Source organism: Streptomyces sp. NPDC020875, from assembly GCF_040641415.1.
In the GTDB taxonomy this organism is placed as follows: domain Bacteria; phylum Actinomycetota; class Actinomycetes; order Streptomycetales; family Streptomycetaceae; genus Streptomyces.
Genome location: NZ_JBFADP010000005.1, coordinates 46,024 through 69,888, shown reverse-complemented (window position 1 = coordinate 69,888; position 23,865 = coordinate 46,024). Strand labels below are relative to the sequence as shown.

General features: G+C 71.4%; 23 protein-coding genes, 1 tRNA gene, 1 pseudogene and 1 riboswitch. Of the genes and pseudogenes, 11 read left to right on the top strand and 14 right to left on the bottom strand.

Annotation, left to right across the window (positions count from 1 at the left end; translation table 11 throughout):
- The first annotated feature begins 430 nt into the window (after nucleotides 1-430).
- Nucleotides 431-1,369 carry a hypothetical protein gene (locus AB0G74_RS04490; RefSeq protein WP_361140625.1) on the top strand — a complete coding sequence of 313 codons (939 nt, stop codon included), beginning with the start codon at nucleotides 431-433 and terminating at the stop codon, nucleotides 1,367-1,369.
- 249 nt (nucleotides 1,370-1,618) lie between these two features.
- Entirely contained in the window at nucleotides 1,619-2,902 is a 1,284-nt protein-coding gene (locus AB0G74_RS04485; RefSeq protein WP_361140622.1) for a lipase family protein, read from the top strand.
- A 58-nt stretch (nucleotides 2,903-2,960) separates the two neighbouring features.
- Here the strand turns inward: AB0G74_RS04485 and AB0G74_RS04480 are convergent, their stop codons facing one another.
- Both AB0G74_RS04480 and AB0G74_RS04475 read right to left on the bottom strand, forming a co-directional pair.
- Nucleotides 2,961-3,596, bottom strand: coding sequence for a hypothetical protein (locus AB0G74_RS04480; protein WP_361140619.1), 636 nt, complete (start codon nucleotides 3,594-3,596; stop codon nucleotides 2,961-2,963).
- Between the two features lie 115 nt (nucleotides 3,597-3,711).
- Nucleotides 3,712-4,047, bottom strand: coding sequence for a hypothetical protein (locus tag AB0G74_RS04475; protein ID WP_361140616.1), 336 nt, complete (start codon nucleotides 4,045-4,047; stop codon nucleotides 3,712-3,714).
- A 98-nt stretch (nucleotides 4,048-4,145) separates the two neighbouring features.
- Between AB0G74_RS04475 and AB0G74_RS04470 the strand changes: the two genes are divergently transcribed.
- The gene (locus AB0G74_RS04470) at nucleotides 4,146-4,382 is read left to right on the top strand and encodes a DUF4287 domain-containing protein (protein WP_361140613.1); all 237 of its coding nucleotides are present in this window, start codon (nucleotides 4,146-4,148) and stop codon (nucleotides 4,380-4,382) included.
- A gap of 102 nt (nucleotides 4,383-4,484) precedes the next feature.
- On the opposite strand, the gene AB0G74_RS04465 is transcribed toward AB0G74_RS04470, so the two are convergent.
- From AB0G74_RS04465 to AB0G74_RS04455, 3 genes and pseudogenes are all read right to left on the bottom strand, one after another.
- Nucleotides 4,485-5,366, bottom strand: a complete 882-nt coding sequence (locus tag AB0G74_RS04465; protein ID WP_361140610.1) for a Bax inhibitor-1/YccA family protein — start codon at nucleotides 5,364-5,366, stop codon at nucleotides 4,485-4,487.
- A gap of 108 nt (nucleotides 5,367-5,474) precedes the next feature.
- A pseudogene (locus AB0G74_RS04460) lies at nucleotides 5,475-5,663 on the bottom strand (hypothetical protein); the annotation flags it as partial.
- 236 nt (nucleotides 5,664-5,899) lie between these two features.
- Nucleotides 5,900-5,983 (bottom strand) — tRNA-Leu (locus AB0G74_RS04455).
- Between the two features lie 437 nt (nucleotides 5,984-6,420).
- Here AB0G74_RS04455 and AB0G74_RS04450 point away from each other — a divergent pair.
- Both AB0G74_RS04450 and AB0G74_RS04445 read left to right on the top strand, forming a co-directional pair.
- Nucleotides 6,421-7,182 carry an ABC transporter ATP-binding protein gene (locus AB0G74_RS04450; RefSeq protein ID WP_361140849.1) on the top strand — a complete coding sequence of 254 codons (762 nt, stop codon included), beginning with the start codon at nucleotides 6,421-6,423 and terminating at the stop codon, nucleotides 7,180-7,182.
- A gap of 49 nt (nucleotides 7,183-7,231) precedes the next feature.
- Nucleotides 7,232-9,766, top strand: a complete 2,535-nt coding sequence (locus AB0G74_RS04445; protein WP_361140848.1) for an FtsX-like permease family protein — start codon at nucleotides 7,232-7,234, stop codon at nucleotides 9,764-9,766.
- A gap of 85 nt (nucleotides 9,767-9,851) precedes the next feature.
- Here AB0G74_RS04445 and AB0G74_RS04440 read toward each other — a convergent pair whose 3' ends face one another.
- Together AB0G74_RS04440 and AB0G74_RS04435 are read right to left on the bottom strand one after the other, a co-directional pair.
- Nucleotides 9,852-11,156 carry a cyclopropane-fatty-acyl-phospholipid synthase family protein gene (locus AB0G74_RS04440; protein WP_361140607.1) on the bottom strand — a complete coding sequence of 435 codons (1,305 nt, stop codon included), beginning with the start codon at nucleotides 11,154-11,156 and terminating at the stop codon, nucleotides 9,852-9,854.
- Nucleotides 11,157-11,471: 315 nt separating this feature from the next.
- A complete protein-coding gene (locus AB0G74_RS04435; protein ID WP_361140604.1) occupies nucleotides 11,472-12,854 on the bottom strand; it encodes an NAD(P)/FAD-dependent oxidoreductase in 1,383 nt (460 codons plus the stop codon).
- A 502-nt stretch (nucleotides 12,855-13,356) separates the two neighbouring features.
- On the opposite strand from AB0G74_RS04435, the gene AB0G74_RS04430 reads away from it, so the two are divergent.
- Nucleotides 13,357-13,629, top strand: coding sequence for a type II toxin-antitoxin system Phd/YefM family antitoxin (locus tag AB0G74_RS04430; RefSeq protein ID WP_361140602.1), 273 nt, complete (start codon nucleotides 13,357-13,359; stop codon nucleotides 13,627-13,629).
- Nucleotides 13,626-13,895 (top strand): type II toxin-antitoxin system RelE/ParE family toxin, encoded by a 270-nt coding sequence (locus AB0G74_RS04425; protein ID WP_361140599.1) that lies wholly within the window; start codon nucleotides 13,626-13,628, stop codon nucleotides 13,893-13,895. Before AB0G74_RS04430 ends, AB0G74_RS04425 begins: the two co-directional genes overlap by 4 nt.
- 64 nt (nucleotides 13,896-13,959) lie before the next feature.
- Here AB0G74_RS04425 and AB0G74_RS04420 read toward each other — a convergent pair whose 3' ends face one another.
- The gene (locus AB0G74_RS04420; RefSeq protein ID WP_361140596.1) at nucleotides 13,960-15,324 is read right to left on the bottom strand and encodes a transcriptional regulator; all 1,365 of its coding nucleotides are present in this window, start codon (nucleotides 15,322-15,324) and stop codon (nucleotides 13,960-13,962) included.
- A gap of 211 nt (nucleotides 15,325-15,535) precedes the next feature.
- On the opposite strand from AB0G74_RS04420, the gene AB0G74_RS04415 reads away from it, so the two are divergent.
- The 4 genes from AB0G74_RS04415 to AB0G74_RS04400 all read left to right on the top strand — a co-directional run bounded on the left by AB0G74_RS04415 (nucleotide 15,536) and on the right by AB0G74_RS04400 (nucleotide 17,689).
- Nucleotides 15,536-15,751: a hypothetical protein gene (locus AB0G74_RS04415; RefSeq protein ID WP_361140593.1), complete on the top strand. Its 216-nt coding sequence runs from the start codon at nucleotides 15,536-15,538 to the stop codon at nucleotides 15,749-15,751.
- 109 nt (nucleotides 15,752-15,860) lie between these two features.
- Entirely contained in the window at nucleotides 15,861-16,310 is a 450-nt protein-coding gene (locus AB0G74_RS04410; protein WP_361140590.1) for an NUDIX hydrolase, read from the top strand.
- Between the two features lie 106 nt (nucleotides 16,311-16,416).
- Complete coding sequence (locus tag AB0G74_RS04405; RefSeq protein WP_361140587.1) at nucleotides 16,417-17,325, top strand: radical SAM protein; 909 nt, start codon at nucleotides 16,417-16,419, stop codon at nucleotides 17,323-17,325.
- Nucleotides 17,326-17,347: 22 nt separating this feature from the next.
- The gene (locus AB0G74_RS04400; protein WP_361140584.1) at nucleotides 17,348-17,689 is read left to right on the top strand and encodes a hypothetical protein; all 342 of its coding nucleotides are present in this window, start codon (nucleotides 17,348-17,350) and stop codon (nucleotides 17,687-17,689) included.
- Nucleotides 17,690-17,750: 61 nt separating this feature from the next.
- Here the strand turns inward: AB0G74_RS04400 and AB0G74_RS04395 are convergent, their stop codons facing one another.
- From AB0G74_RS04395 to AB0G74_RS04370, 6 genes are all read right to left on the bottom strand, one after another.
- Nucleotides 17,751-18,695 (bottom strand): Ppx/GppA phosphatase family protein, encoded by a 945-nt coding sequence (locus AB0G74_RS04395; protein WP_361140581.1) that lies wholly within the window; start codon nucleotides 18,693-18,695, stop codon nucleotides 17,751-17,753.
- Nucleotides 18,692-19,240, bottom strand: a complete 549-nt coding sequence (locus tag AB0G74_RS04390) for a DUF501 domain-containing protein (protein ID WP_361140578.1) — start codon at nucleotides 19,238-19,240, stop codon at nucleotides 18,692-18,694. Before AB0G74_RS04390 ends, AB0G74_RS04395 begins: the two co-directional genes overlap by 4 nt.
- Before the next feature lie 62 nt (nucleotides 19,241-19,302).
- Nucleotides 19,303-19,785 carry a septum formation initiator family protein gene (locus AB0G74_RS04385; RefSeq protein ID WP_361140575.1) on the bottom strand — a complete coding sequence of 161 codons (483 nt, stop codon included), beginning with the start codon at nucleotides 19,783-19,785 and terminating at the stop codon, nucleotides 19,303-19,305.
- 156 nt (nucleotides 19,786-19,941) lie between these two features.
- Nucleotides 19,942-21,222, bottom strand: a complete 1,281-nt coding sequence (gene eno, locus AB0G74_RS04380) for a phosphopyruvate hydratase (RefSeq protein WP_358825841.1) — start codon at nucleotides 21,220-21,222, stop codon at nucleotides 19,942-19,944.
- Nucleotides 21,223-21,668: 446 nt separating this feature from the next.
- The gene (locus tag AB0G74_RS04375; RefSeq protein ID WP_361140572.1) at nucleotides 21,669-22,397 is read right to left on the bottom strand and encodes a transglycosylase family protein; all 729 of its coding nucleotides are present in this window, start codon (nucleotides 22,395-22,397) and stop codon (nucleotides 21,669-21,671) included.
- 3 nt (nucleotides 22,398-22,400) lie between these two features.
- Nucleotides 22,401-22,580, bottom strand: a riboswitch (cyclic di-AMP (ydaO/yuaA leader).
- A gap of 288 nt (nucleotides 22,581-22,868) precedes the next feature.
- Nucleotides 22,869-23,864: a transglycosylase family protein gene (locus AB0G74_RS04370; RefSeq protein ID WP_361140570.1), complete on the bottom strand. Its 996-nt coding sequence runs from the start codon at nucleotides 23,862-23,864 to the stop codon at nucleotides 22,869-22,871.
- Nucleotide 23,865: the final 1 nt, after the last annotated feature.

The following is a 23,865-nucleotide window of genomic DNA, read 5'->3' as shown; positions in this document are numbered from 1 at the left end:
CCTGCCCGCAACGAACGCGAAGCCGAACGCGACCAAACAACACCCCACGGCTCGACTGAGCGGCAGTGGAGGGTAGGGGCCGTCCGAGGAACGAGGGCGGCACCTGCCCGCAACGGACGCGAAGCCGAACGCGACCGACCGGACCAGAGGTTGGGCTGACACAGGCAAGAACCGACCCCCTTCTTCCGGCACGGGAAGAAGGGGTCTCACCAGCGGTTCCGCACGTCGTTCCCCAGTCGTGATGGAAACTCCCCCAGGATGTGACCTAGCCCTCTTCATACTCCCATTTCCGCAGGTCAGAGGCATCGACACGTTAAACCCCAGGCCGAAAGTCCTGTCCATTTCGTGACGTATTGCACTGACAGGGGCGGACCCCCCGTCGCAAGCTGATGTAGGAAGTCGGGGTGTCGATGAAATCGGGAGTACGTCAGTGAGCGCTCTGTCTCTTGCTCTGCTGCTGACCACGGCCGCTGCCACGGCCGTGGGCGCCGCTGCCCTGCACGCCGCCCACGGGCTGCGCCGCCAGGTCACGGCCCTTCGCACCGAACTGTCCGTCGTCTCGGACGCGGCCGAGGCCACCGCCGAGGCCGCGTCCGCCGCCACCGCCGCCGCGGGGGCCGCCGCCGTGCCCCAGGCCCGGCAGACGCCCGCGGCCGAGATACGCGCGGCCGTCGCCGAGGCGCTGGCGGAGGAGCGTGAGCGGGAGCTGGCCGAGGCGCGCGCCTTCTGGGCGGCGCAGGAGGCCAGGGACGCCGCCGACGCGCCCGCGCCGCTGGTCGGCGGGGTGTCCGCGCCCGGTTCGGCCGGGGCTCCCGGTGAGGAACTGCCGTTCTACGTCCCCCGGCAGGCCGATCTCGTGGGTCTGGAGGCCCTGGAGGCCGTGGACCACGAGGTGGCCGAGGCGCTGGACGAGCTGACGGAGCTGACCGAACTCGCGGGCCTGCCGGGGCCGGCCGATCTCGGCGACGACGAGATCGTGGAGTACGCGGAGGACTCGCCCGAGCTGGCCGCCGCCCGCCGCAGGCACCCCTCGCACCCCGACTTCGTCCCGGTGCAGTCCCCGGTGATCACGGACCACGAGCGCACGGTGTCCCGGCTGGAGGAGCTGGCCGAGGCCCGGACGGAACTGGCGGACGTACGGCCGGGTCCGCTCGGCACGCTCGACGTCTATGTCTTCGTGGACGGGACGACGCTCTGCATGACCCCCGGCCACCGCGAGACCGCCGAGCGGCTGGCGCGGGCGCTGCGGAACGGCGAGACGCCGCTGCTGCTGGGCGGTTCCAGCGTCGCGGGGGCGTACGCGCTCACCTTCGTCTGCGGTGACGAGACGGTGTACGTCCTGGCGGACCGGGTCATCGCGTCCCTCTGACGCCCCAGCCCCCGCCCCCTCTCCCGGCTCACCAGCCCGCAGCGCCCCCCTTTCCCCCTCGCCCTCGCGCGGACCGCGCGGGGGCGGCCGTGTTTCCGGTCCCCGGCCCCGTCCGGTGATTGGCGTGATCGCTCCCCCGCGGATCGGTATGTCGCGGACAATGCCCGGACGGTCGCCGTACCGGCGTTCCGACTCATCCGAAGGGCTACGACCGTGATCTCCTTACGCCGACCGAACCACTCAAGCCCCATGAACCCCATAACCCCCGAGGGCCGTACGCGCCGGGCCGCCGCCGGCGCCCTGGCGCTGACCGCGCTCACCACGGGTCTCTCCGGCCTCACCTCGGCCGGGCCCGCGAGCGCCGCCTCGGTCACGGCCCGGGTGGCCGCCACCGACGCCGAGCACCGCCGGATCGCCACCGACGCCGAACACCCGCAGATCACCACGAACCCCGAGCGGCAGCGGATCGTCGCCGTCCCCGCGCGCGGCAGCGGACGGCTGCTGAGGGCGACGGACCTGCCCGCCGAGGCCCGTCCGCACGGCGGCCCGGGGCAGGTCATCGAGTACACCTCGACCGGGGCCAAGGGCGGCCGGGTGACCGTGTCCGGGCTGCTGTTCGCCCCCGCGGGACCGGCCCCGGAGGACGGCTGGCCGGTGGTCTCGGTGGCCCATGCCACCGTGGGCCTGGCCGACGCCTGCGCCCGGAGCCGTACGACCGCGGGCCGGTTCGCGCACGATCCGCGGATCCGGGCCTGGCTGGACGCCGGGGTCGCGGTCGTCGCCTCCGACTACGAGGGCCTGGGCACCCCGGGTCCCCATCCGTATCTCCACGCCCGCAGCGCCGCGTACAGCCTCGTCGACGCCGTGCACGCGGCCCGGCAGGCGGGCTTCGGCATCGGCGGGACGTGGGTCGCGACCGGCCACTCGCAGGGCGGGCACGCGGCGCTCAGCGCGGCCGTGTACGCGGAGCGGTACGCGCCCCGGCTGGACTTCCGGGGCGCGGCGGCCACCGCCCCGCCGACCGAGATGACCCGCCTGGTCTCCGACCGCTCCACCTCGCCCACCCAGGAGCGGGCCCTGCGGACGGCGCTCTATCCGCTGGTCATCGAGGGCATCCGGGCATACCGGGCGCAGCGCGACTTCGGCGGTCTGCTGAGCGACGGGGGCCGGGCGCTGCTGCCGACGGCGGTGGAGAAGTGCTTCCCGGACGTGGTGCGGCAGGTCGTGGGCGCCGGGCTGACCGACGACACGGTGTGGAAGACCCGGCCGGAGGGTTCGGCGGCGCTGATGCGGGAGCTGCGGACCCGGGTGGACACCCCGGTGGTCCGGCTCGGCGAGCCGGTCTTCATCGGCCAGGGCGGCCGGGACGAGGTGGTGCAGGCGGAGGTCACGGCGTCGTACGCGGCCCGGCTGGCCGCGGCCGGGTCCGAGGTGACGTACCGGGAGTATCCGGCGGCGGGCCATACGACGGTGCCGGAGGCGGCCGACGCGGAGAGCACGGCGTGGCTGAAGGAGCGTCTCGGCGTGCGGTGAGGCCGAAGGCCCGGGGCGAGGGCGGCGTGCCGACCCTCGCCCCGCTCCGGCGACGGGATCATCCGTGCCGTGTGAAGACCTCGCGGACCTCGGCCAGGTCCGTTTCCCGCTCCTTCTCGGCCGCGTTCTCGTCGTCGTTGTCGTAGTGCCCGTCCTCGGCCCGGGCCGCCACCACGGCCTCCGGGGTGAATTCCTGTCCGAAGAGGTAGACGTCGAGGCAGTAGTCGAAGCCGGACTCGCCGAAGAGGTCGAGGCCCTCGCGGCGGCAGTACTCCGTCAGGCCGTCGGCGATGTGCCAGCGCGTGCCGTCGTACCAGAAGACGCCGCCCGCGTAGTGGATGGTCCGGCCCGTGACGGGGTCCTGGAGGTTCAGCGACTCGTAGTTCTCGGGGCGGTCGCGGACCAGTTCGACGAGGGCTTCGGGGACGCCGCCGTACAGCGACTCCTGGAGGGCGAAGTCCCCCTCGGCGTAGAGGTTCAGCTGGGACTCGTGGTCGAAGGTCAGCAGCAGTACCCGGCCGTCCGCCGCGAAGTACCAGACCGCGGACTGGCCGCCGCCGTCGTTCCAGGCCAGTCGGTGCGCGCCGGGTACCGTCACCGGCTCGATCGCGGTGAGGGCGTCCACGACGGCCGCGCGGCGCCGTACTTCGGGCAGGGGGGTCGCCGTCAGGGCGTCCCAGGTCGCGTTGCTCATCCCCGCAGGCTATCGACCGCCTACGACAACGGCCCGGCCCACCACGCGGCGTCCCCGCGCGCCCGCCCGGAATCCCCGGGAGCCGGGCTGCCGGGACGAGACGGAGGCCCGGTGTTCAGGGAAAGGCGCGCCGCTTCGCGTGACGTACCGCTTCTACGGCGGCGTCCACCTCGGCGGCCCGCTCCGCGACCGGTCCCGGGCCGGTCCTCAGGGCCTCGGCGAGGTCGGTGGCGGCGACGAGGACCTGGTCCGCGACGGCGAACAGCCCCGCGTCGGGCATGGTCAGGGGTTCTTGCCCCGGCCGCTCCAGCAGTTGGGCACGGCGTGCCAACTTCCTGGCCAGCGCCAGCCCCTCGGCCGCGGCGCCGCGCGCCAGGCGGCTCTGCGGGGCGCCGCGGAGGGTGTCGGAGAATCGTTCGGCGGCGTCGAGGAGGGGGGTCGTATCGAGCACACGGCAGCCTAGGCACACCTCGGGGACTGTTGCCAATACGCGAACCCTCGGGCACGGTGTCGGGAAGGAGCACACGCGCGACGCGTCCGGAGGCGCCGATGTCCCCAGCCCCGATCTTCTCCGAAGAGACCCACCGCAATCTGCTCTCTCGTATTCCGCATTGCACCGGCCGGGAGATCTCGGAATGGCTGCACACCGTCGAAGAAGGCCCTTCCCTCGTCCGCTTCGAGGAAAAGGTGAGCTGGCTCCGGAGTGAGCACGCGCTCTCGTACGGCCATGCCAAAGCGATCATCCACGAGTACGACCTGCGGCGGGCCGCGCGCAAGCTCCTGTAGCCGGGAGGCGCGCGACGTACTTCAACGGGGCGGAACGCGGAAGGGCCCGCGGGCGGGATGCCCACGGGCCCTTCCTTACGGCTACGACTACCGCTACCGGGATCAGTCGTCGCCGGAGAGGATCGACAGCACCCGGAGCATCTCCAGGTAGATCCAGACCAGGGTCATGGTGAGGCCGAAGGCCGCGAACCACGCCTCCTTGCGCGGGGCACCGTAGGTGATGCCGTCCTCGACCTGCTTGAAGTCGAGGGCGAGGAAGCAGGCGCCGAGGATGATGCCGATGACACCGAAGAGGATGCCGAGGCCACCACTGCGCAGGCCCAGACCGTCGCCGCCGCCGATCACGGCGACGAGCAGATTGACGGCCATCAGCAGCATGAAGCCGATGGCGGCGCCGATCACGAAGCCGTAGAACCGTCGGTTGACCCGGATCCAGCGCATCTTGTACGCGACCAGCACACCGGCGAAGACCGCCATCGTGCCCAGCACGGCCTGGGCGACCACACCCGGGCTGATGTAGGTGCTGACGGCGCTGGAGATCACACCGAGGAAGACGCCCTCGAAGGCCGCGTAGGCCAGGATCAGCGCCGGGACCGGCTTGGACTTGAAGGACTGGACCATCGCCAGAACGAAGGCGACGAGCGCGGCGCCGATGGCGATGCCGTACGACTTGCCGAGGTTGTCCTGGTCGACGGGCAGCATGATCCACGCCAGGGCGGCGGTGACCACGACGGTACCGAGCGTCATCGCGGTACGCGAGACGACGTCGTCGATGGTCATCGCGTCCGGACGGGTCTGCTGACCGGCCTGGGCGTCGGTGGGCGCGTACGGGTTCGTGGCGTACGGGTTGCCCGTGGTGGGGGCCTGCGCGTACGGGTTGGTTCCTACGGCGGCGCTCCCGGCCTGCGGCTGCGCGTTGAAGCCCGCCGTGCCGTTGTCGCGGCTGAACCCCCGTCGCGAGAAGACCGGGTTACTGCTCCTCATCTCACTCCTCCATGGCCGCCGAGCGCGGCCTTAGCGACAAGAGTAATGCGAGGGCAAAGATCCAGCCCTCGTGCCAACGGAGGATCTTTCCAGATCGTGACCCTTTTCTCAGATCGTTTCCGCCGGCTTCGGAGGCTCGTTCCCGGCGCCGTGGAGCCGTACACCTCGGCGCCGTACCCCGGCCACCGAGCGGGTCGCGCCGATGGTCCGGGTGGGGTCGCCGCCGACGAGGAGGAGACCGGCCCGCGGCCCGGGGGCGATCCGGCCCCGGTCGGCGAGCCCGGAGGCGCGGGCGGTGGCGCGGGGCTCCTGACCGCCGGGCCGGCCGGACCCGTCGACAGCGTTCCGTTACCTCCGGCGAAACGGGGTACCCGGAGTGACAGCGGGTGTACAGGACGTCCGCCGAGTCGAAAGAGGGGAAAGGGGTGGGAGTGCCCTGAGGAGAGGAAGAAGGGGGCCGGGACGGAAGCGCCACCCGGTGCCCCCATGGCGTTTCAGCGTTCAACGAACCTCGGGGTTCCGGGTGGCTCCGGTGCCCGGAGCCGGACTCGAACCGGCACGCCCTGCAACGGGCAGCGAGGTTTAAGCTCGCCGTGTCTACGTTCCACCATCCGGGCCAGAATGTGGGCGCCGCTACGGGTCAGGAGCCTATCGGCGGCCCGGGTGCCGACCGTCGCCCGATGGCCCGATCTTGTCTGATTTTATTGCCGCCTGATCGAGCGTCAGCGCAGGTGAGAGCCGCGTGCGTACAACTGTCCCGACAGTTGGTCACCCTCACGACTTCATGCGATTGACGGAAACTCGACGCCCGCGCGAGTCCACCGGCGCATGCCCCGAGGGGGGTGTCGTACGGATGCGCCGGGCGCCCGGTGTCCCCCGAACGGTCGAATGGAGTCGGGGGCGGGGTCATACCAAAGGAGGAGGGACGGGCACCGGGGTGCGACCCAAGGGTGCCCCGGGAACGGGCACCGGGACTGACGTACCGGTACCGGACGTGAGGCGAGGATAAAGACATCCCGATCGACATCGACAGGAGCCTTCCCTCGTGACCACCATGAACCTCACCCACCGCGCCGCCGCTGTGGCCGCCCGCGCCACGGACCTGTCCAAGGTGTACGGACAGGGCGAGACCCAGGTGGTCGCCCTCGACCGGATCAGCGTCGACTTCAAGCAGGCCGAGTTCACCGCGATCATGGGCCCCTCGGGCTCCGGCAAGTCCACCCTGATGCACTGCGTCGCGGGGCTCGACACCTTCAGCTCCGGTTCGGTCCGGATCGGGGACACCGAGCTGGGCTCCCTGAAGGACAAGCAGCTCACCCAGCTCCGCCGGGACAAGATCGGCTTTATCTTCCAGGCGTTCAACCTGCTGCCGACGCTGACGGCGCTGGAGAACATCACGCTGCCGATGGACATCGCGGGCCGTAAGCCCGACAAGCAGTGGCTGGACAGCGTGATCGAGATGGTGGGGCTCTCCGGGCGGCTCAGCCACCGGCCGACCCAGCTCTCCGGCGGCCAGCAGCAGCGGGTGGCGGTCGCCCGCGCCCTGGCCTCCCAGCCGGAGATCATCTTCGGTGACGAGCCGACCGGAAACCTCGACTCGCGCTCCGGCGCCGAGGTCCTCGGCTTCCTCCGCAACTCCGTCCGCGAGCTGGGCCAGACCGTCGTCATGGTCACCCACGACCCGGTCGCCGCCTCCTACGCGGACCGGGTGATCTTCCTGGCCGACGGCCGGGTGGTCGACGAGATGATCAACCCGTCCGCGGACGGCGTCCTCGACCGGATGAAGGCTTTCGACGCCAAGGGCCGGACCAGCTGACACCCCGGCTGCCCACACCGCCCGGCTCTCACCCCAGGACTGAATGACAATGTTCCGTACCGCTTTGCGCAACGTACTCGCGCACAAGGCCCGGCTGCTGATGACCGTGCTCGCCGTGATGCTCGGCGTGGCCTTCGTCGCCGGCACCCTGGTCTTCACCGACACCCTCGGCAACGCCTTCCGCAAGCAGTCCGCCAAGGGCTACGAGAAGATCGCCGTCGAGATCACCGCCCAGACCGGCCGGGGCGACACCGAGGGTCTGCCCGACTCCGTGGTCAAGCGGATCGAGGCGCTGGACCAGGTCGACCGGGCCGTCGGCCGGGTCGACGGCTTCGCCGGGGTCGCCGACCGCAAGGGCAAGCTGATCGGCAACGGCTGGGCCAACAGCGGTGGCAACTTCGCCCCCGGCAAGGACGGCAAGGACCCGTCGTACGAGTTCACCCAGGGCGAGGGCCCGACCAGCCCCGGTCAGATCGCCCTCGACAAGGACACCGCCGACAAGGGCAAGTACAAGGTCGGTGACACGGTCCGGGTCGCCACCAGCGGGCCGGTCAAGGAGTACACCCTCGCCGGTGTCTTCACCACCGACCTCGGCGCCGTGAACGCGGGCGGCAGCCTGGTCCTCTTCGAGACCTCGGTGGCCCAGCGGCAGTACCTGTCGCCCGGCCAGTTCAGCACCGTCACCGTCACGCCCCAGGGCAACGCGTCCGACGACGCGGTACTGGCCGCCGTGAAGCCGCTGCTGCCGAAGGACACCGACGCGGAGACCGGCACCAAGCTGGCCGACGACGAGGCCGACATGATCAAGCGCGAGATGAGCGGCATGAGCAGCATGCTGCTCTCCTTCGCCGGTATCGCGCTCTTCGTGGGCATCTTCCTGATCGCCAACACCTTCACCATGCTGGTCGCCCAGCGCACCCGTGAGCTGGCCCTGATGCGCGCCGTCGGCGCCTCCCGCCGCCAGGTCAAGCGGTCGGTGATCCTGGAGGCCGGTCTGGTCGGCGTCCTCGCCTCGGCCGTCGGCTTCGGTCTCGGCCTCGGTATCGCGGTCGGACTGCGCTCCCTCGTCGGCTCCTTCGGCGCCAAGATCCCCAACGGTCCGCTGATCATCTCCCCGACCGCGGTGCTCTCCGCGCTGATCGTCGGTGTGGTCGTCACCGTGCTCGCCGCCTGGCTGCCCGCCCGGCGCGCCGCGAAGATCCCGCCGGTGGCCGCGATGAGCAGCGTCCACTCGGTGGCCTCCGCCAAGTCCCTGCTGATCCGCAACATCATCGGCAGTGTGCTGACCGCCGCCGGGCTCGCCGCGATCGTGGTGGGCGCCGGGAACAACGACGGCACCGACGGCCGGATCATGATCGCCGGTGGCGCGTTCCTCGCCCTGATCGGCGTGATCGTCCTGATCCCGCAGCTCTCCCGGCCGATGATCGCCCTGGTCCGCCCGCTGCTGGTGCGCGCCTTCGGGGTCTCCGGCAAGCTCGCCTCGCAGAACGCGGTCCGCAATCCGCGCCGTACCGGCGCCACCGCCTCCGCGCTGGCGATCGGGCTGACCCTGGTCACCGGTCTGACGGTGATCGGTGTGACCGTCGGCCAGGCCGTCGACAAGGCGACCACGGACAATATCCGGGCCGACTACCTGGTCACCATGAGCAGCGGTACGTCCCTCGACACCTCCGCGGTCACGGCGCTGGCCGGGGCGAAGGGTGTGGAGTCGTACTCCCGCGGCCAGCGGGCCCACTTCGAGATCAAGGGCTCGAACGAGAACGTCACCGGCGTCGACGGCAAGGGCTTCGAAGGGGTCTTCAACGTCGACACGATCTCCGGCTCGCTGAAGACGCTGCCCGAGGGGCAGCTGGTGATCCAGGAGTCCGTCGCCGAGGACAAGGGCTGGAAGGCCGGGGACAAGCTTCCCGTCGTCTTCGAGCGGAACGGCAAGGAGACGCCGAAGACCCTGACGGTCGGCGCGATCGTCGAGGACAACGAGATGTTCTCCTCCTACGTCGTGGACCAGAAGGTGCTCGCGCCCTTCGAGGAGAAGCCCGACATCACCGAGGTCTGGGTGAAGATGGCGGGCGGTCAGACCGAGACCAACGAGCAGGCGCTGGTCGACTCGCTGGGCAACAACCCGGCGATGACCGTGATGGACAAGCAGGACATCCGCAACTTCTTCGGCGGCATGATCAACACCATGCTGAACGTGATGTACGGCCTGCTGGCGATGGCCCTGATCATCGCGGTCCTCGGGGTGGTCAACACCCTGGCGATGTCGGTCTTCGAGCGTCAGCAGGAGATCGGGATGCTGCGGGCGATCGGTCTCGACAAGCGCCGGGTGAAGCGGATGATCCGGCTGGAGGCCGTGGTCATCTCGGTCTTCGGCGCGGTGATCGGGGTCGGTCTCGGCTCCTTCCTCGGCTGGGCGATCGGCGAGACGTTCCGGGACTCCATCCCCGGCTACGCGCTGGTCATCCCGTGGGGCCGGATCGGGATCTTCCTGCTGCTGGCCGGTGTGGTCGGCGTGCTGGCCTCGCTGTGGCCCGCCCGCAGCGCCGCCAAGCTGAACATGCTGACGGCGATCAAGACCGAGTAGCCGGTACGGCCGTACGGGGAGGGCCCCGGGATCCGTCGAGGATCCCGGGGCCCTCCCGCGTACCCGTGTGGTGTCCGGCGGGCGGTCAGTTCCAGGTACGGCTCCGCAGCGGCAGTCCGGACGCGCCGTCACCGCCGGTGCGGACGGCCAGGATCTGGTTCACCCCGATCCGGTTGCGCTCGAACGAGAGGGCCGAAGCGGCCATGTAGAGCCGCCAGATCCGGGCCCGGGCCGGGGAGGTGAGCCGGGCGGCCCGCCGTTCGTCGGCGGCCAGGTTCGCCACCCAGCGGCGGAGCGTCAGCGCGTAGTGCTCCCGGATCGACTCCACGTCCCGGACCTCGAACCCGGCGGCCTCCAGGGCGCCCACCGTCGTCCCCAGCGGGGACAGCTCGCCGTCCGGGAAGACGTACCGGTCGATGAACTCGTCCACATGGTAGGCGGCTTCGTCGGGTTCGGGGCGGCGGGCGATCTGATGGTTCAGCAGCCGCCCGCCGGGCCCGAGGAGTCCGTACAGCCGGGCGGCGTACTCGTGGTACCCGGCCGAGCCGACGTGTTCGGCCATCCCGATCGACGAGACGGCGTCGTAGGGACCGTCGGTGACGTCCCGGTAGTCCTGCACCCGGATGTCGATCCGGTCCGTCAGACCGGCCTCCGCGACCCTTTTGCGGGCGTACGCGGCCTGCTCGCGGGAGAGCGTGACGCCGGTGACCCGGGCCCCGTACTCACGGGCGGCGTGGATCGCCATCGAGCCCCAGCCGGAGCCGACGTCCAGCAGCCGGTCCCCCTCGGAGAGACCGAGTTTGCGGGCGACCAGGTCGAGCTTGGCGGTCTGGGCGTCCTCCAGGGTCGCGACCCCGTCACCCCAGTAGGCGCAGGAGTAGACCATGGACGGGCCGAGGAGGAGTTCGTAGAAGTCGTTGCCGACGTCGTAGTGGTGGCTGATGGCGCGGGCGTCGCGGCGCCGGGTGTGGGAGGCGCCGCCGCGCCCGCGGACCTCCTCCGGTGGCGGCGGTGGCGGCGGCAGGGGTCCGGCGAGCCGCAGCAGCCGTCCGGCCGCGGCCCGGAACCGGGGATCCGCGAGCCGGCGCAGCCCGCTCTCCCGGGCCTCGGCCCGGGCGGGCGCCACTCCCCACACCACCCCGGCGAGCCGGTCCAGCGCCCGGTACAGATCGCCGTCGACCTCCAGCTCACCGGCGACGTAGCCGCGGGCCACGCCCAGCTCGCCGGGCCGCCACAGCAGCCGCCGCAGGGCGCGGCGGTGCCGGACGACGAGTACGGGTTCGCCCGGCGGTCCCGACTCGGAACCGTCCCAGGCCCGGATCCGCAGCGGGAACGGCCTCCCGAGCAGTTCTTCGGCGAGAGCGGTCAGGCGCGGGGCGACTTCGGTCATGGCGCACACCTCCGTGGGATCCGGTGTCCGGTGTCTGCGGATGCTGTGTTGCTCTCCGCCACAACAACCCGGCTACGGTGCGTGCTTCCCCGGCGTTCCGCGTGATGACCGGATTTACGCCCCCGGCCACTCCCGGACCGGCCCCGAAGCGCCCGCATGGCGGCGTCCGGACGCGGGAACGGGCGCGGTCCGGCGGTCGGGCACGCGCACCCGACCGGCGCCCCCCTGCCGTCCGGTCCCGGATACGGCGAAGGGGCCGCTCGCACCACGGAGGCGAGCGGCCCCTTGTTCAGGGTGCCGAAGAGGAGGCCGGGGTCAGGAAGCCTTGGCCTTCTCGGGGGCGGCGGCCGCCGCCGGGGCGGGCGCGGGCTTGGCCGCCTCGTAGAACTCCTCGCGCGGGGACTCGATCGCGCCGAGCGACACGACCTCCCGCTTGAGGAACATCTGGAGCGTCCAGTCCGCGAAGACCCGGATCTTGCGGTTCCAGGTCGGCATCGCCATACCGTGGTAGCCACGGTGCATGTACCAGGCGAGACGGCCGCGGAGCTTGATCTTCATCTTGCCCATGACGATCATCGCCACGCCCTTGTGGAGGCCGAGACCGGCCACCGCGCCCTTGTTGGCGTGGCTGTACTCCTGCTGCGGGAAGCCCCGCATGCCGGAGATCACGTTGTCGCCGAGGACCCTCGCCTGACGGAGCGCGTGCTGGGCGTTCGGCGGGCACCAGGCGTTCTCGACCCCGGCCTTGCGGGCCGCGACATCGGGGATCTGGGCGTTGTCGCCCGCGGCCCAGATGTAGTCGGTGCCCTGGACCTGGAGGGTCGTACCGGTGTCGACGTGGCCGCGGGGGCCGAGCGGCAGACCGAACCGGGCGAGCGCCGGGTTCGGCTTCACACCGGCGGTCCACACGATGGTGTCGGAGTCGACCTCCAGGCCGTTCTTCAGCACCACGTGGCCGTCGACGCAGGAGTCCATGGAGGTCTGGAGGTAGATCTCCACACCCCGCCCCTCCAGGTGCTCCTTGCCGTACGCGCCGAGCTTGGGCCCGACCTCGGGAAGGATCTTGTCGGCGGCGTCGACGAGGATGAACCGCATGTCCTCGCGCTTGACGTTGTTGTAGTACTTGGCCGCGTCGCGGGCCAGGTCCTCCACCTCGCCGATGGTCTCGGCACCGGCGAACCCGCCGCCGACGAAGACGAAGGTCAGCGCCCGGCGGCGGACCTCCTCATCGGTGGTCGAGTCGGCCTTGTCGAGCTGCTCCAGGACGTGGTTGCGGAGCCCGATGGCCTCTTCGATGCCCTTCATGCCGATGCCCTGCTCGGCGAGTCCGGGGATCGGGAAGGTCCGGGAGACCGCGCCGAGCGCGACGACCAGGTAGTCGAACGGAAGCTCGTAGGCGTCGCCGACGAGCGGGGCGATCGTGGCGACCTTGCGGTCCTGATCGATCGTGGTGACCCGTCCGGTGAGCACCTCGGCCTTCGGCAGCACGCGTCGCAGCGGGACGACGACGTGCCGGGGCGAGATGCTGCCGGCGGCGGCTTCGGGGAGGAAGGGCTGGTACGTCATGTACGAACGCGGGTCGACGACCGTGACGGTCGCCTCCCCGTAGCGCATCTTCTTCAGAATGCGCCGCGCCGCGTACAAGCCAACGTACCCACCGCCTACGACGAGGATCCTGGGACGCTCCGTGGTGCTCATGCCATCGAGTATCCACCCCCCTCCGAGGGGGTGCTCGTGAGGCCCTTCACAAGAACGCCTACTACCTCTGCTACACTGCGCCGCCCTCGTGATCCATCTGACATTGCTCACGGGGAACCCGACCGGTGGTTCAGTCGTTGGGCACCCCTCGTGAGCTGGCCCCTTACCCGGGAAAGCGCCGCCCACACCCCCTCTGGTCCACCCACCCGAAACACCCCGAAGTCCCCTCCCTCACCCCCTCGGAGGGCCTTCCGGCCCCCAGGAAGGGGCCCTTCGGCCCGCCGAGGCGCCCATCAGGCGCTTTTTCCTTGTGAAGAACTTCACGAAGTTCCTCATCGGGCTCTCATGGACCGGTGCGCCCATCCGATTTATACGGCCCTTATGTCGGATTTACTCCGCCGGACCATCGCAAGAAGGGGGCGCCTCCGCATCGCGGGGGATCGCTCGCGCACGTCACCCGGACACCTATTTCGTGTACACGAAACTGCGTACACTGAATCTTATGACTGAGAACACCGTGACCGTGCGGGAGGCCCGCGCGCACCTCGCCGACCACATCAACCGGGCGGAGGAAGGCGTCCCGACCGTCATCACGCGCAATGGCGCCCCGGTGGCGGCCGTGGTCCCGATCTCGGATTTCGAAGCGCTGGAGGAAGCGGCGGATCTGCTGCTGGCGCGCGAGGCCGAAGCGGTGCTGGCCGAGGGCGGCCCCACCGTGACCATGGCCGAACTGCTGGCGGACCTGTTCACCGAGCGGGACGGCGACGCGGCGTGAAGTACGCCTTCCGGTTCACCACCACGGCCCAACGGCAGCTCCGGGCCATCGCCCGGCCCGATGCCATGCGCATCCTGACCGCGTTGACCGCCCTCGGCGAAGACCCGTACCGCCAGGACGCCGACATCAAGAAGCTCACCGGCCCGTCGGACCTCTACCGGCTCCGGGTCGGAAGCTACCGGGTCGCCTACCAGATCAACGACGGCGAACTCGTCGTCCTCGTCGTCAAGGTCGGAGACCGGCGGGACGTGTACCGCGCCCTGTGACGCCCCGGCGGATCGTCGCCGGGGCGCCGGAGCGGCGGGGCTGTCGTTGTGTCGGGGCGGCCCTTCAGGCCGTCTGTTCCAGGAACTCCCGGACAACTGGAACGCCCCGGTGGTCGGCGAGCTTGGCCCGGAGGTCGCCGAGGCTGCTGGTCCACCGTGCCGAGGGCAGCCCGCCGAGACGGCCCACGGCCCGGCGCGCGCTCTCCACCGCGCCATCCAGGTCGCCGAGCGCCATCCTTGCTTCGGCCTCCCGGGCAAGGAAGATGGCTGTGGAGCGGGGGAACTCGTCTTCCCGGTACGCGTCATCGCGTGCGGCGGCGGCAGACGTGAAGCGATCCAGCGCTCTGTCGGGTCGCCCAAGGTCGAGGTCGCACGATCCCGCCTGCATGTACAGCTCGCCCAAGTTGAACCAGTAGACGCAGTCCGGGGTCTCCTCGGGCGTCCGGTCGCGGGCGCGGTCGTACGCGTCGAACGCGGCGGACAAGGCGCGTGCGGCGGACCGGTGTTCGCGTACGCGGGCGTGTGCTCGGGCCAGCCGGGCGTAGAGCATGGCGTCCATCGCGGGCGCACCGATCTGGGGTGACCGGCTCAGGGCGTCGGTGACCAGGGTCGCGGCGTTGGCCGGGTCGCCTTCCGCCAGGCGGAGGGCCGCCCAGTACGACAGGATGTTGGCGGTGGCCGCAGGATCGGCGGCCGAGGTGGCAGCCCGTAGGGCGGCAACGTAGTACTCCTCTGCCAGCGCCTGGCGACCGGAGTCGTACGCGGTCCATCCGCAGATCCGGGCGGCCTCGGCGGCGGCGGCGTACAGACGGCGTCCGGTCTGCTCCGAATACGAGGCAGTCTTCAACGTTCCGACGACGAGCCGCAACTGCGCGCGAGCTGAGGCGTGGACCTGTCCGGCGCCCAGGTAGTCGTCCTGACGGCGCAAGGTGGCCAAGGCGTGGTCGAAGAGGTCGGCCAAGCCCGGGGATACGCGCCCCCCGTGGGTCTGGCCTGGCGCCGGTTGGGCCCCGGCGGCACCAGCCAGCACCGGCGATATCCCCGTGACGACCAAGAACCCCCGGCGCTCCATCATGTCGTCTCCTCCGGTCGCGACGCGGCCGAGTAGATCGACCGTCGTTGTGGGGGTCCACGCCGCCGTGACGACGTCTCGGTCGCTGATGCACGCGAGACGTAACCACTCGGGCCACGGCCGCACCGACACCTCTTCGTGTGGTACCCCGTGGAGTTGGGCCATAGCCCTCTGCGTGCGCATGTCGGGGGTCACGCCTTTCGTCCAGCGCGTCACCTTCTTCCTGTCTCGCGCGATAGCCCCGTAGCCGAGGCGGCGGTGTACCACGTCGAGCCGGGCGAGGTAGCTGTCCGCTGTCCATCCTTCGCGCCCTAACAGGTAACTGAGCGGATGCAAGTGGTGACCGTCGATGCTCACCCGGTCATGATGCCCACCCTGCCCGAGGCCGCGCCACGCGTTCGGGGTCGGTATGGGAACAGGTGGTAACAGGTGGTCCCCCATGGGCACAGGCCCCGCCCGCGTTTCTCTCCCGGCCCGTCCGGCGCGGCGGAAGGGTGTCCCTGCGCCGCCGCTCCCCGCCACGGGTTGAGCCTCGGCGCGATCGCACCCCGCCGACGAGAGGACCCTCATGGTCAGTCCCTCCGACCCGTCCGACCTGTCCCGCCCGTACTCCCTCACCCTGGCCGGGACGGCGATCCGCCGCCCCGTCGACGGCGCGGTCTGGGTCCCGCTGTGGCTCCGGCGTGACGGCCGGATCGTCGAGGCGACCGGCGCCGCCATCCCGCCGGAGCGGGCCATCCCGCTCGCCCACCAGATCCTGAAGCTGACCGGGGGCGACCGATGACCTGGACCGAGCGGGCCGTCATCGCGGTGGGAGTCCTCGCCGTAACGGGCCTCTACGTCGGCCTGATGCTGTGGCTGGAGTACCGGCAGGCCGCGGCCGGGTGGATGACGTGACGCCGTCGCCGCCCCCGGGCTCCGCCCTCCCGCGCGCCGACGGCGACAGTCCCGTCGCCCTGGCCGTCATCACCAACGGCGACGGCGCGGTTCTCTTCGTGGAACGCCGCGCCCCGGCCGGGGACGACGCCCCTCCGTGGGTGTTTCCGGGCGGCAAGGTCCGACCGTCGGAGACCCCCGCCCGAGCCGCCGCCCGCGAGGCCGAGGAGGAAACCGGGCTGACGGTGAAGCCGATCGCGCTCATCGGCACTCGGCCCCATCCCCTGACGGGCCGGTCCCTCGTCTACATCGCCTGCGAGATCGTCTCGGGTACCGCGTCGCCCGCCTCGCCCCGTGAGGTCGCCGACGTGGCTTGGGTCCCCACCCAATTCATCGACCGCGTCGTGCCCGACATCTACGAGCCGGTCCGGCGACACCTCGGCCTCAAGCCCCGGACGGCGCTCTGATCCCCGCCCCCGCCGGTGGACGCGTGTCCCGGCGGGGGCGGGCCCACCCGGCCCGGCCGCCTCGACGGCCCGGCCGTTCCACTCCAGCACCAGCAAGGAGACTCGGATGACTGCTGCAACGAAGTTACGGTTCGCGTGGCTGGAGGTCACCGGCCTGTGCAACGAGTTCTGTGACCACTGCTACGCGGACTCGTCCCCGCAGGGGACGCACGGCACGATGACCGTGGCGGACTGGACACGCGTCATCGACCAGCTCCCCGCCCTCGGATGCGCCGACGTCCAGTTCATCGGCGGAGAGCCGACGCTGTACCCGCACCTCCCCGAGCTGATCCGGCACGCGCACGCGGCGGGCCTCGGCATCGAGGTGTTCTCGAACCTCACCCACATCCGCGACCAGCTGTGGGAGACCTTCACGAAGTACGGCGTCACGCTCGCTACGTCGTACTACTCCGACACCGCCGAGGACCACGACGCAGTGACTCGGCTCCGGGGATCCCATCGCCGCACCCGCGCGAACATCACCCGCGCGCTCGACCTCGGCATCCCGGTCCGGGGCGGAGTCGTCACCGTCCGGGACGGCCAGCGCGCCGCCGAGGCCGTCGAGGACCTGGCCGCCCTCGGCGTGGAGGAGGTGGGCGCCGACCGGACCCGCGCGTTCGGCCGGGGCAGCCGCGGCGCTGCGCCCACCGTCGCCGATCTGTGCGGGCACTGCGCCCACGAGAAGTGCGCCATCGGGCCGGACGGGACCGTATGGCCCTGCGTCCTCGGCCGGTTCCTCACCCTCGGCAACGTCCGCGAGCAGCGTCTCGCGGACATCTGGGGCGGCGAGCGGATGGCCCGGGTGACGGCCGACATCGCGGCCGTCCACGGCGAAGGCGCCCAGTCGTGCACGCCCCCGCAGTTCCTCCCGATGTGCGGCCCGTGCCAGCCATGCGTCCCCTCGGTCGCGCACTGCGATCCTGCGGTGGCCGACGGCGCCGCAACGGGGCCCGCTACCATCGCCGCACCCGCGTAACCACAACCGCAGGAGCACGCGTATGGACGACCACGGCGACGACTTCGGACCGTGGGAGACCCACGGCAGCGAGCACGCCGTCCAGCGGACCGACGCCGAGTGGGCTCTCATCGCCGGGTACATCCGGCACGCCGCCCACAAGATCACCGGCGGGTCGCTGCCGCTCTGCCTCCCCGGCGAGCCCGACGAGTGCGGCCGTACGGCACAACAGCACGTCCTCGCCTGGGCGGCACACCTGAAGGCCGCCGCGCACCACCAGATCGAGCAGGCGGCACCCACCCAGGCCCGTGCCGCCCACGTCGCCGGGCCGCTCTATCAGCGCTACCTCACCGACGTCAGATCCGGCACCCCGGCCGCACCCTGACGGAGCACGAATAATGCCCCCGCCGAGACCATCGGCGGGGGCATCGTGGCGTTATCGCAGGTCAGCCCCTCGACCGCTCCGCCTCAATCTCTTCTGCCACTTTGTAGGCGATCCCGTCCAGGATGTCGTGCTCGCTCACCACGACCTCCCGCGCCCCCGCGCGGTTCATGATCGCGAGAAGGACGAGGGCGCCCGCGACGATCACGTCGACCCGGCCGGGGTGCATGACCGGGATCGCGGCGCGTTCGTCGTGGGTGGCCCCGGCCAGGCGGTGGGTGATCGATTCGACCGTGGCGTACGGGATCCGGGCGTGGTGGATCGCCGACCAGTCGTAGCGGTCCAGGCCGAGGGCGATCGCCGCGACCGTGGTCACCGAGCCCGCCAGGCCCACCAGGGTCTCGGCCCGGCGGAGGGGGACGGTCTTCTCGGCGAGGTCGAGGGCCGATTCGATATCGGCACGGACGGCGGCCAGTTCGGGTTCGGCGGGCGGGTCGGTGCGGATGTGGCGCTCGGTGAGCCGGACGCAGCCGATGTCGACGGAGCGGGCGGCCTCCACATGGGCGCGGCCGACGACGAACTCGGTGGAGCCGCCGCCGATGTCGACGACCAGCCGCTCCTCGTGGCCCGGCAGTTCGCGGGTGGCGCCGGTGAAGGAGAACTCGGCCTCCTGGTCGCCGGTGACGACCTCGGGTTCGACTCCGAGGATGCCGAGGACGCCCGCGACGAAGTCGGCCCGGTTCTCGGCGTCGCGGGAGGCGGAGGTGGCGACGAAGCGGACCCGTTCCGCGCCGTGCTCCGCGATCACGGCGGCGTACTCGCGGCAGGCGGCGAAGGTGCGCTCCAGCGCCTCGGGGGCGAGCCTGCCGGTCTTGTCCACGCCCTGGCCGAGCCGGACGATGGTCATCCGCCGGTCCAGTTCCGTCATCGCGCCGGTCGCCGGGTCCAGGTCGGCGACGAGGAGGCGGATGGAGTTCGTACCGCAGTCGACGGCGGCGACCCGGGTCACGCCCCGGCCTCCGCGGGCTCGGCCGGGCCGCCGCACGGCGTCACGCACGGGCCCTTGCGCCACCACTCGGGCAGCATCGCGATCGTCTCGTCGCCGAGCGGGTTGACCCCGGGCCCGGCGGCCAGCGAGTGGCCGACCAGGACGTGCAGGCACTTCACCCGGTCCGGCATGCCACCGGCGCTGGGGAAGTTCTTCAGCTCCTCGATGGCGTCGCGGCGGGCGATGTAGTCCTCGTGCGCGGCCCGGTAGGCGGCGGCCAGCTCGGGGTCGGCCGCCAGCCGCTCCGACATCTCCTTCATCACGCCGTTCGCCTCCAGCGTGCCGATCGCGGAGGCGGCGCGCGGGCAGGTCAGGTAGTAGAGCGTGGGGAAGGGGGTGCCGTCGGGCAGCCGGGGCGCGGTCTCGACCACGTCCGGCAGTCCGCAGGGACAGCGGTGGGCGATCGCGCGCAGCCCGCGCGGCGGCCGTCCGAGCTGCTCCTCGAAGGCCGCGATGTCCGCGTCCGTGGGGGCGGTGTGCTCGGTGGTGGGAGGAGGGGTTTCCATGCCTGCCTTGGGTCCGGATGGTGCGTACGGGTACTGCGCGGGGAGGGGTCGTACGGGGCGTGTCACTCGCGGTCCGCGGTGTCGACGCCCTCCCAGACGTTGGAGTACCAGGGCCGGTCGCCCGAGCCCTGGTCGGTGCGGCGCCGCTCGGCCGCCTCGGGGTCGATCATGGTGTAGCCGGTCTCGCCGGGCTCCACGTAGTGCAGGTGCTCCCGGGCCAGCCGGCGGATGTACATATCGTCCCGCAGCCGGGCCTTCTCGTCGCGCAGCCGTTCGACCTGCTGTTCGGCCTCGGCGCGCCGGTCCCGCTGTTCGGAGATCTCGCCGCGCTGGGAGACGTACTGCCGCATCGGGTAGGCGAGGGCGACCACGAGGGAGCAGACGATCAGGGCGAGGAAGGCGGCCCGGCCGGTGAGCCGGGAGCGGCGGGCCTGCCGCTTGTGCTGGGAGCGGTAGACCCGGGCGGCGGTCTGCTCCCCGAGCAGCCGCAGCCTGGTCGCGGTGGAGAACCGGTCACCGCCGGTCCGGGCGCTCTTCCGGGCCATTCCGTCCGCCTCCCCTGCTCGGTGCCGACACGCGTACGTCCCCGGACACGGTACGGGACCGCGGCCGGGGACGTGGCGCACGACGGGGCTTGCCGGGGTGCCGGTCAGCCCTCGGGAGGCGTCGGCCGTCGACTGTCGGCATCGGCCTCCCGGGTGTCAGCCCTTGAAGCGGGGGAACGCGCTGCGGCCCGCGTAGACGGCCGCGTCGTCCAGGATCTCCTCGATCCGGAGGAGCTGGTTGTACTTGGCGACGCGCTCGGAGCGGGCCGGGGCGCCGGTCTTGATCTGGCCGCAGTTGGTGGCGACGGCCAGGTCGGCGATGGTGACGTCCTCGGTCTCGCCGGAGCGGTGCGACATCATGCACTTGAAGCCGTTGCGCTGGGCCAGCTCGACCGCGTCCAGGGTCTCGGTGAGGGACCCGATCTGGTTGACCTTGACCAGCAGGGCGTTGGCCGAGTTCTCCTCGATGCCGCGGGCCAGCCGCTCGGGGTTGGTGACGAACAGGTCGTCGCCGACGAGCTGCACCTTGGTGCCGAGCTTCGCGGTGATGGTGTTCCAGCCGTCCCAGTCGTCCTCGAACAGCGGGTCCTCGATGGAGACCAGCGGGTACGCCTCGACCAGCTCGGCGTAGTACTCGGTCATCTCGGCGGCGGTCCGGGACTTGCCCTCGAACTCGTAGACGCCGTCCTTGTAGAACTCGGAGGCGGCGACGTCCAGGGCCAGCGCGATGTCGCGGCCGGGGGTGTAACCGGCCTCCTTGATGGCTTCCAGGATGAGGTCGAGCGCCTCGCGGTTGGAGCCGAGGTTCGGCGCGAAGCCGCCCTCGTCGCCGAGGCCGGTGGAGAGGCCGCGGCCCTTCAGCACCTTCTTGAGGGTGTGGTAGACCTCGGTGCCCCAGCGCAGGGCCTCGGAGAAGGACTCGGCGCCGATCGGCGCGATCATGAACTCCTGGATGTCGACATTGGAGTCCGCGTGGGATCCGCCGTTGAGGATGTTCATCATCGGGACGGGCAGCAGGTGCGCGTTCGGGCCGCCGAGGTAGCGGAAGAGCGGCAGGTCCGACGCCTCGGAGGCGGCGTGCGCCACGGCGAGGGAGACACCGAGGATGGCGTTGGCGCCGAGGGAGCCCTTGTTGTCGGTGGCGTCCAGGTCGAACATGGCCTGGTCGATCAGGCGCTGCTCGGTGGCGTCGTAGCCGACCAGCTCGGGGCCGATCTGCTCGATGACGGCCAGAACGGCCTTCTCGACACCCTTGCCCAGGTAGCGGTTGGGGTCCCCGTCGCGGAGCTCAATGGCCTCGAAGGCGCCCGTGGAGGCACCGGAGGGCACGGCAGCACGGCCGGTGCTGCCGTCGTCGAGGCCCACCTCGACCTCGACCGTGGGGTTGCCCCGGGAGTCGAGGATTTCCCGGGCTACGACGACGTCGATGGACGGCACGAGCATCTCCTTCTGGGATGTGACGCGTGGGATGCGGGTTTGTTTCGGCCCTTGCGGTCACGAGCCTAACCGGACGGGGGGCGCCGTCCCGCCGGTGCCCGCCCCCTGGGACGAAAAAGAGTACGAAGAATCGCGGTGACCGGCGAAGGCCGCGCCACTACCCGCCGGTAACGGCTCTCACCTGCGCTCTCGCCCGCTCAGACGGGTGTACGGAGGCATCGGCGGCGGGGCCGTACGGGGCCGTGGGGCGGGTTCGGCGCGGGGGTGATCCGGGGGCGATACGGGGAACCCCGGACCGGCGCGTACGGGGGAGTCGCGCCGGCCCGGGGCGGTGGCCGTCTCCGGGCCGGGGCCGTGATAGGACCCGGCGCGAGGACGGCCGGGGGGACGGACCCGTGGGGGGTGGGCCGCCGCGGGGACGGCGGCGGCCCGGGGCCCGTCGGGGGTCAGCTCAGGTGGAGCAGCTGGCCCGGGAAGATCACGTCGGCGTCGTCGACGATGTCCTCGTTCAGCTCGAAGAGCTTCTGCCAGCCGCCCGTGACCTGCTCGGCCTCGGCGATCTTGCTCAGCGTGTCGCCGGCCTTGACCTCGTAGGTGCCGTCGCCCTTCAGGAAGCCCTTGGCGGGACCCTGGGACTTCTTCGGCGCCTGCTTCTGGGCCGGGGCCTCGGCGCGCTCGGAGCGGGTGGTCGGGGCCTCGGCCCGCTTCTGCTCCTTCGGCGCGGCCTTGGGCGCGGCCTGCTTCTTGGGCTGCTCCTGCTTCGGCTGGGCGGGGGCCTGCTCGGCCGCGCCGCCGCCGTACGGGGCGTTGGAGAGGCCGACACCACAGCTCGGCCAGGCGCCCTTGCCCTGGCCCGCGAGGACCTTCTCGGCGATCTCGATCTGCTGGGCCTTGGAGGCCAGGTGCGCGTTGGACGCGTACTTGGTGCCACCGAAGGCGGCCCACGTCGACGGGGAGAACTGGAGTCCGCCGTAGTAGCCGTTGCCGGTGTTGATGGACCAGTTGCCGCCGGACTCGCACTGGGCGACCTTGTCCCACTCGGCGGCGGTGGCGGCGGAGGCGGAGGTGGCGCCCATCAGCGGGGCGGCGATGGCGGCACCGGTGATCCCGGCGAAGGCGGCGAACTTGGCGGCCTTGGACGGACGGCGGTGCTTGCCCTTGGTGGCGAACAGCATGGCGGATCTCCTCACCGACGCCTACGAGGTGAGCTGTCGGGTTCGAGCGCAGTGAGTTGCCCGGCCGGACGACCCTCGGGTCGTACGGCTTCACCCCTAGCCGGGGTCCGCCGTCCTCGCGGACGGCGGACGGGACCGGCACAAACCTGGGTCCCCCGCTCCTGCCTTCGGCGCTGTCGCGACGACTGTTCCCCCCGACCGACGGCAGGATTCGGCGTGACGGTCAGTGGTGCCCGCTTTGGCGAGCGGTCCAGACCGTAGCCACAGCCGTCCCGGTTCTTCAAAGACGGAACATCATGGGCAAATCACCCATCCCGCCCCTCCGGTAACTTGCGTTTCCGCAGGTGACGCGCGGAATCGGCAATTCCGGAAGGGCCGGGACGACGACCTGGGCAAAGAGACTCATGTCTCACTTACGCGAAACCGGACATTTAATGACGAATCACTACGTCAATTTCGCCGGGGCGCACGCTACTTCGGCTGAAGATCAAGGCTCTGGCCAGGCAGGATGAGGTCGGGATCAGCACCGACCACCTTCTGGTTGGCCTCGTAGAGCGCCGGCCAGCCGCCGGGGACGTCCTTCGCCTCCGCGATGGCCCAGAGATTGTCGCCGGTGCGCACCGTGTAAGTACCGGACGCCGGGGCGGTTTCGCCCGCGGTGTCCTTACTGTCCTTCGCGGTGGTCCCGTTCGCGGGGTCCGTGGCACCGGATCCGCCCGCGCTTCCCGGGTCGCCCTGGTTCCGGGCGTCGGCCCGGCCCGGGGTGTCGCCGCGGGACGTCCGGTCGGGGCCGGACATCCGGGACGGGTCGATGGCGTCCACGGCGGCGTCCGGGGCGGTCGCGTCGGTACGGGCTCCCGCACCGGCGTCCGTACCCGCGTCGGCACCTCCGGCACCGGCCTTCGGGGCGCCGCCGCCCGCCGTGCCCGGCTCCGTCGCGGGCGTACCGCGGTGCTTGCCGGTCCCGGGCGCCTCGGCGGACTTGCCGGGCGTCTCCTTCTTCTGGCCCGCGTCCGCCCCGGGCGTCGCCGCACCGGTGTCCCGGCCGCCCGCGTCACGCGGCTCGGCCGGGGCGGTCTCCTTGGCCGCGTCCGCGGCGCGCTTCGCCGCCGGGCCGCTCGGCACCGGATCGGCGCCCGGGTCGACGCCGGTCGAGGCACCCGCCCCGAGCCCGGCGTTGGACCCGCACGACGGCCACGCCTTGACGCCCTGGGCCGCGAGCACCTTCTCGGCCACGGCTATCTGCTGGGAGCGGCTCGCCAGATCGGGCCGGTCGGCGAACTGCGCACCGCCGAAGGCGTCCCAGGTCTCCTGGGAGAACTGAAGACCGCCGTAGTAGCCGTTGCCCGTATTGGCGCTCCACTGCCCGGCGCTCTCGCACTCCGCGACCCTGTCCCAGACCGCGGAGTCCGCGGCGGACGCCGAGGTCGCGCCGAGGAGCGGGATCGCGATCGCGGACCCCGTCACC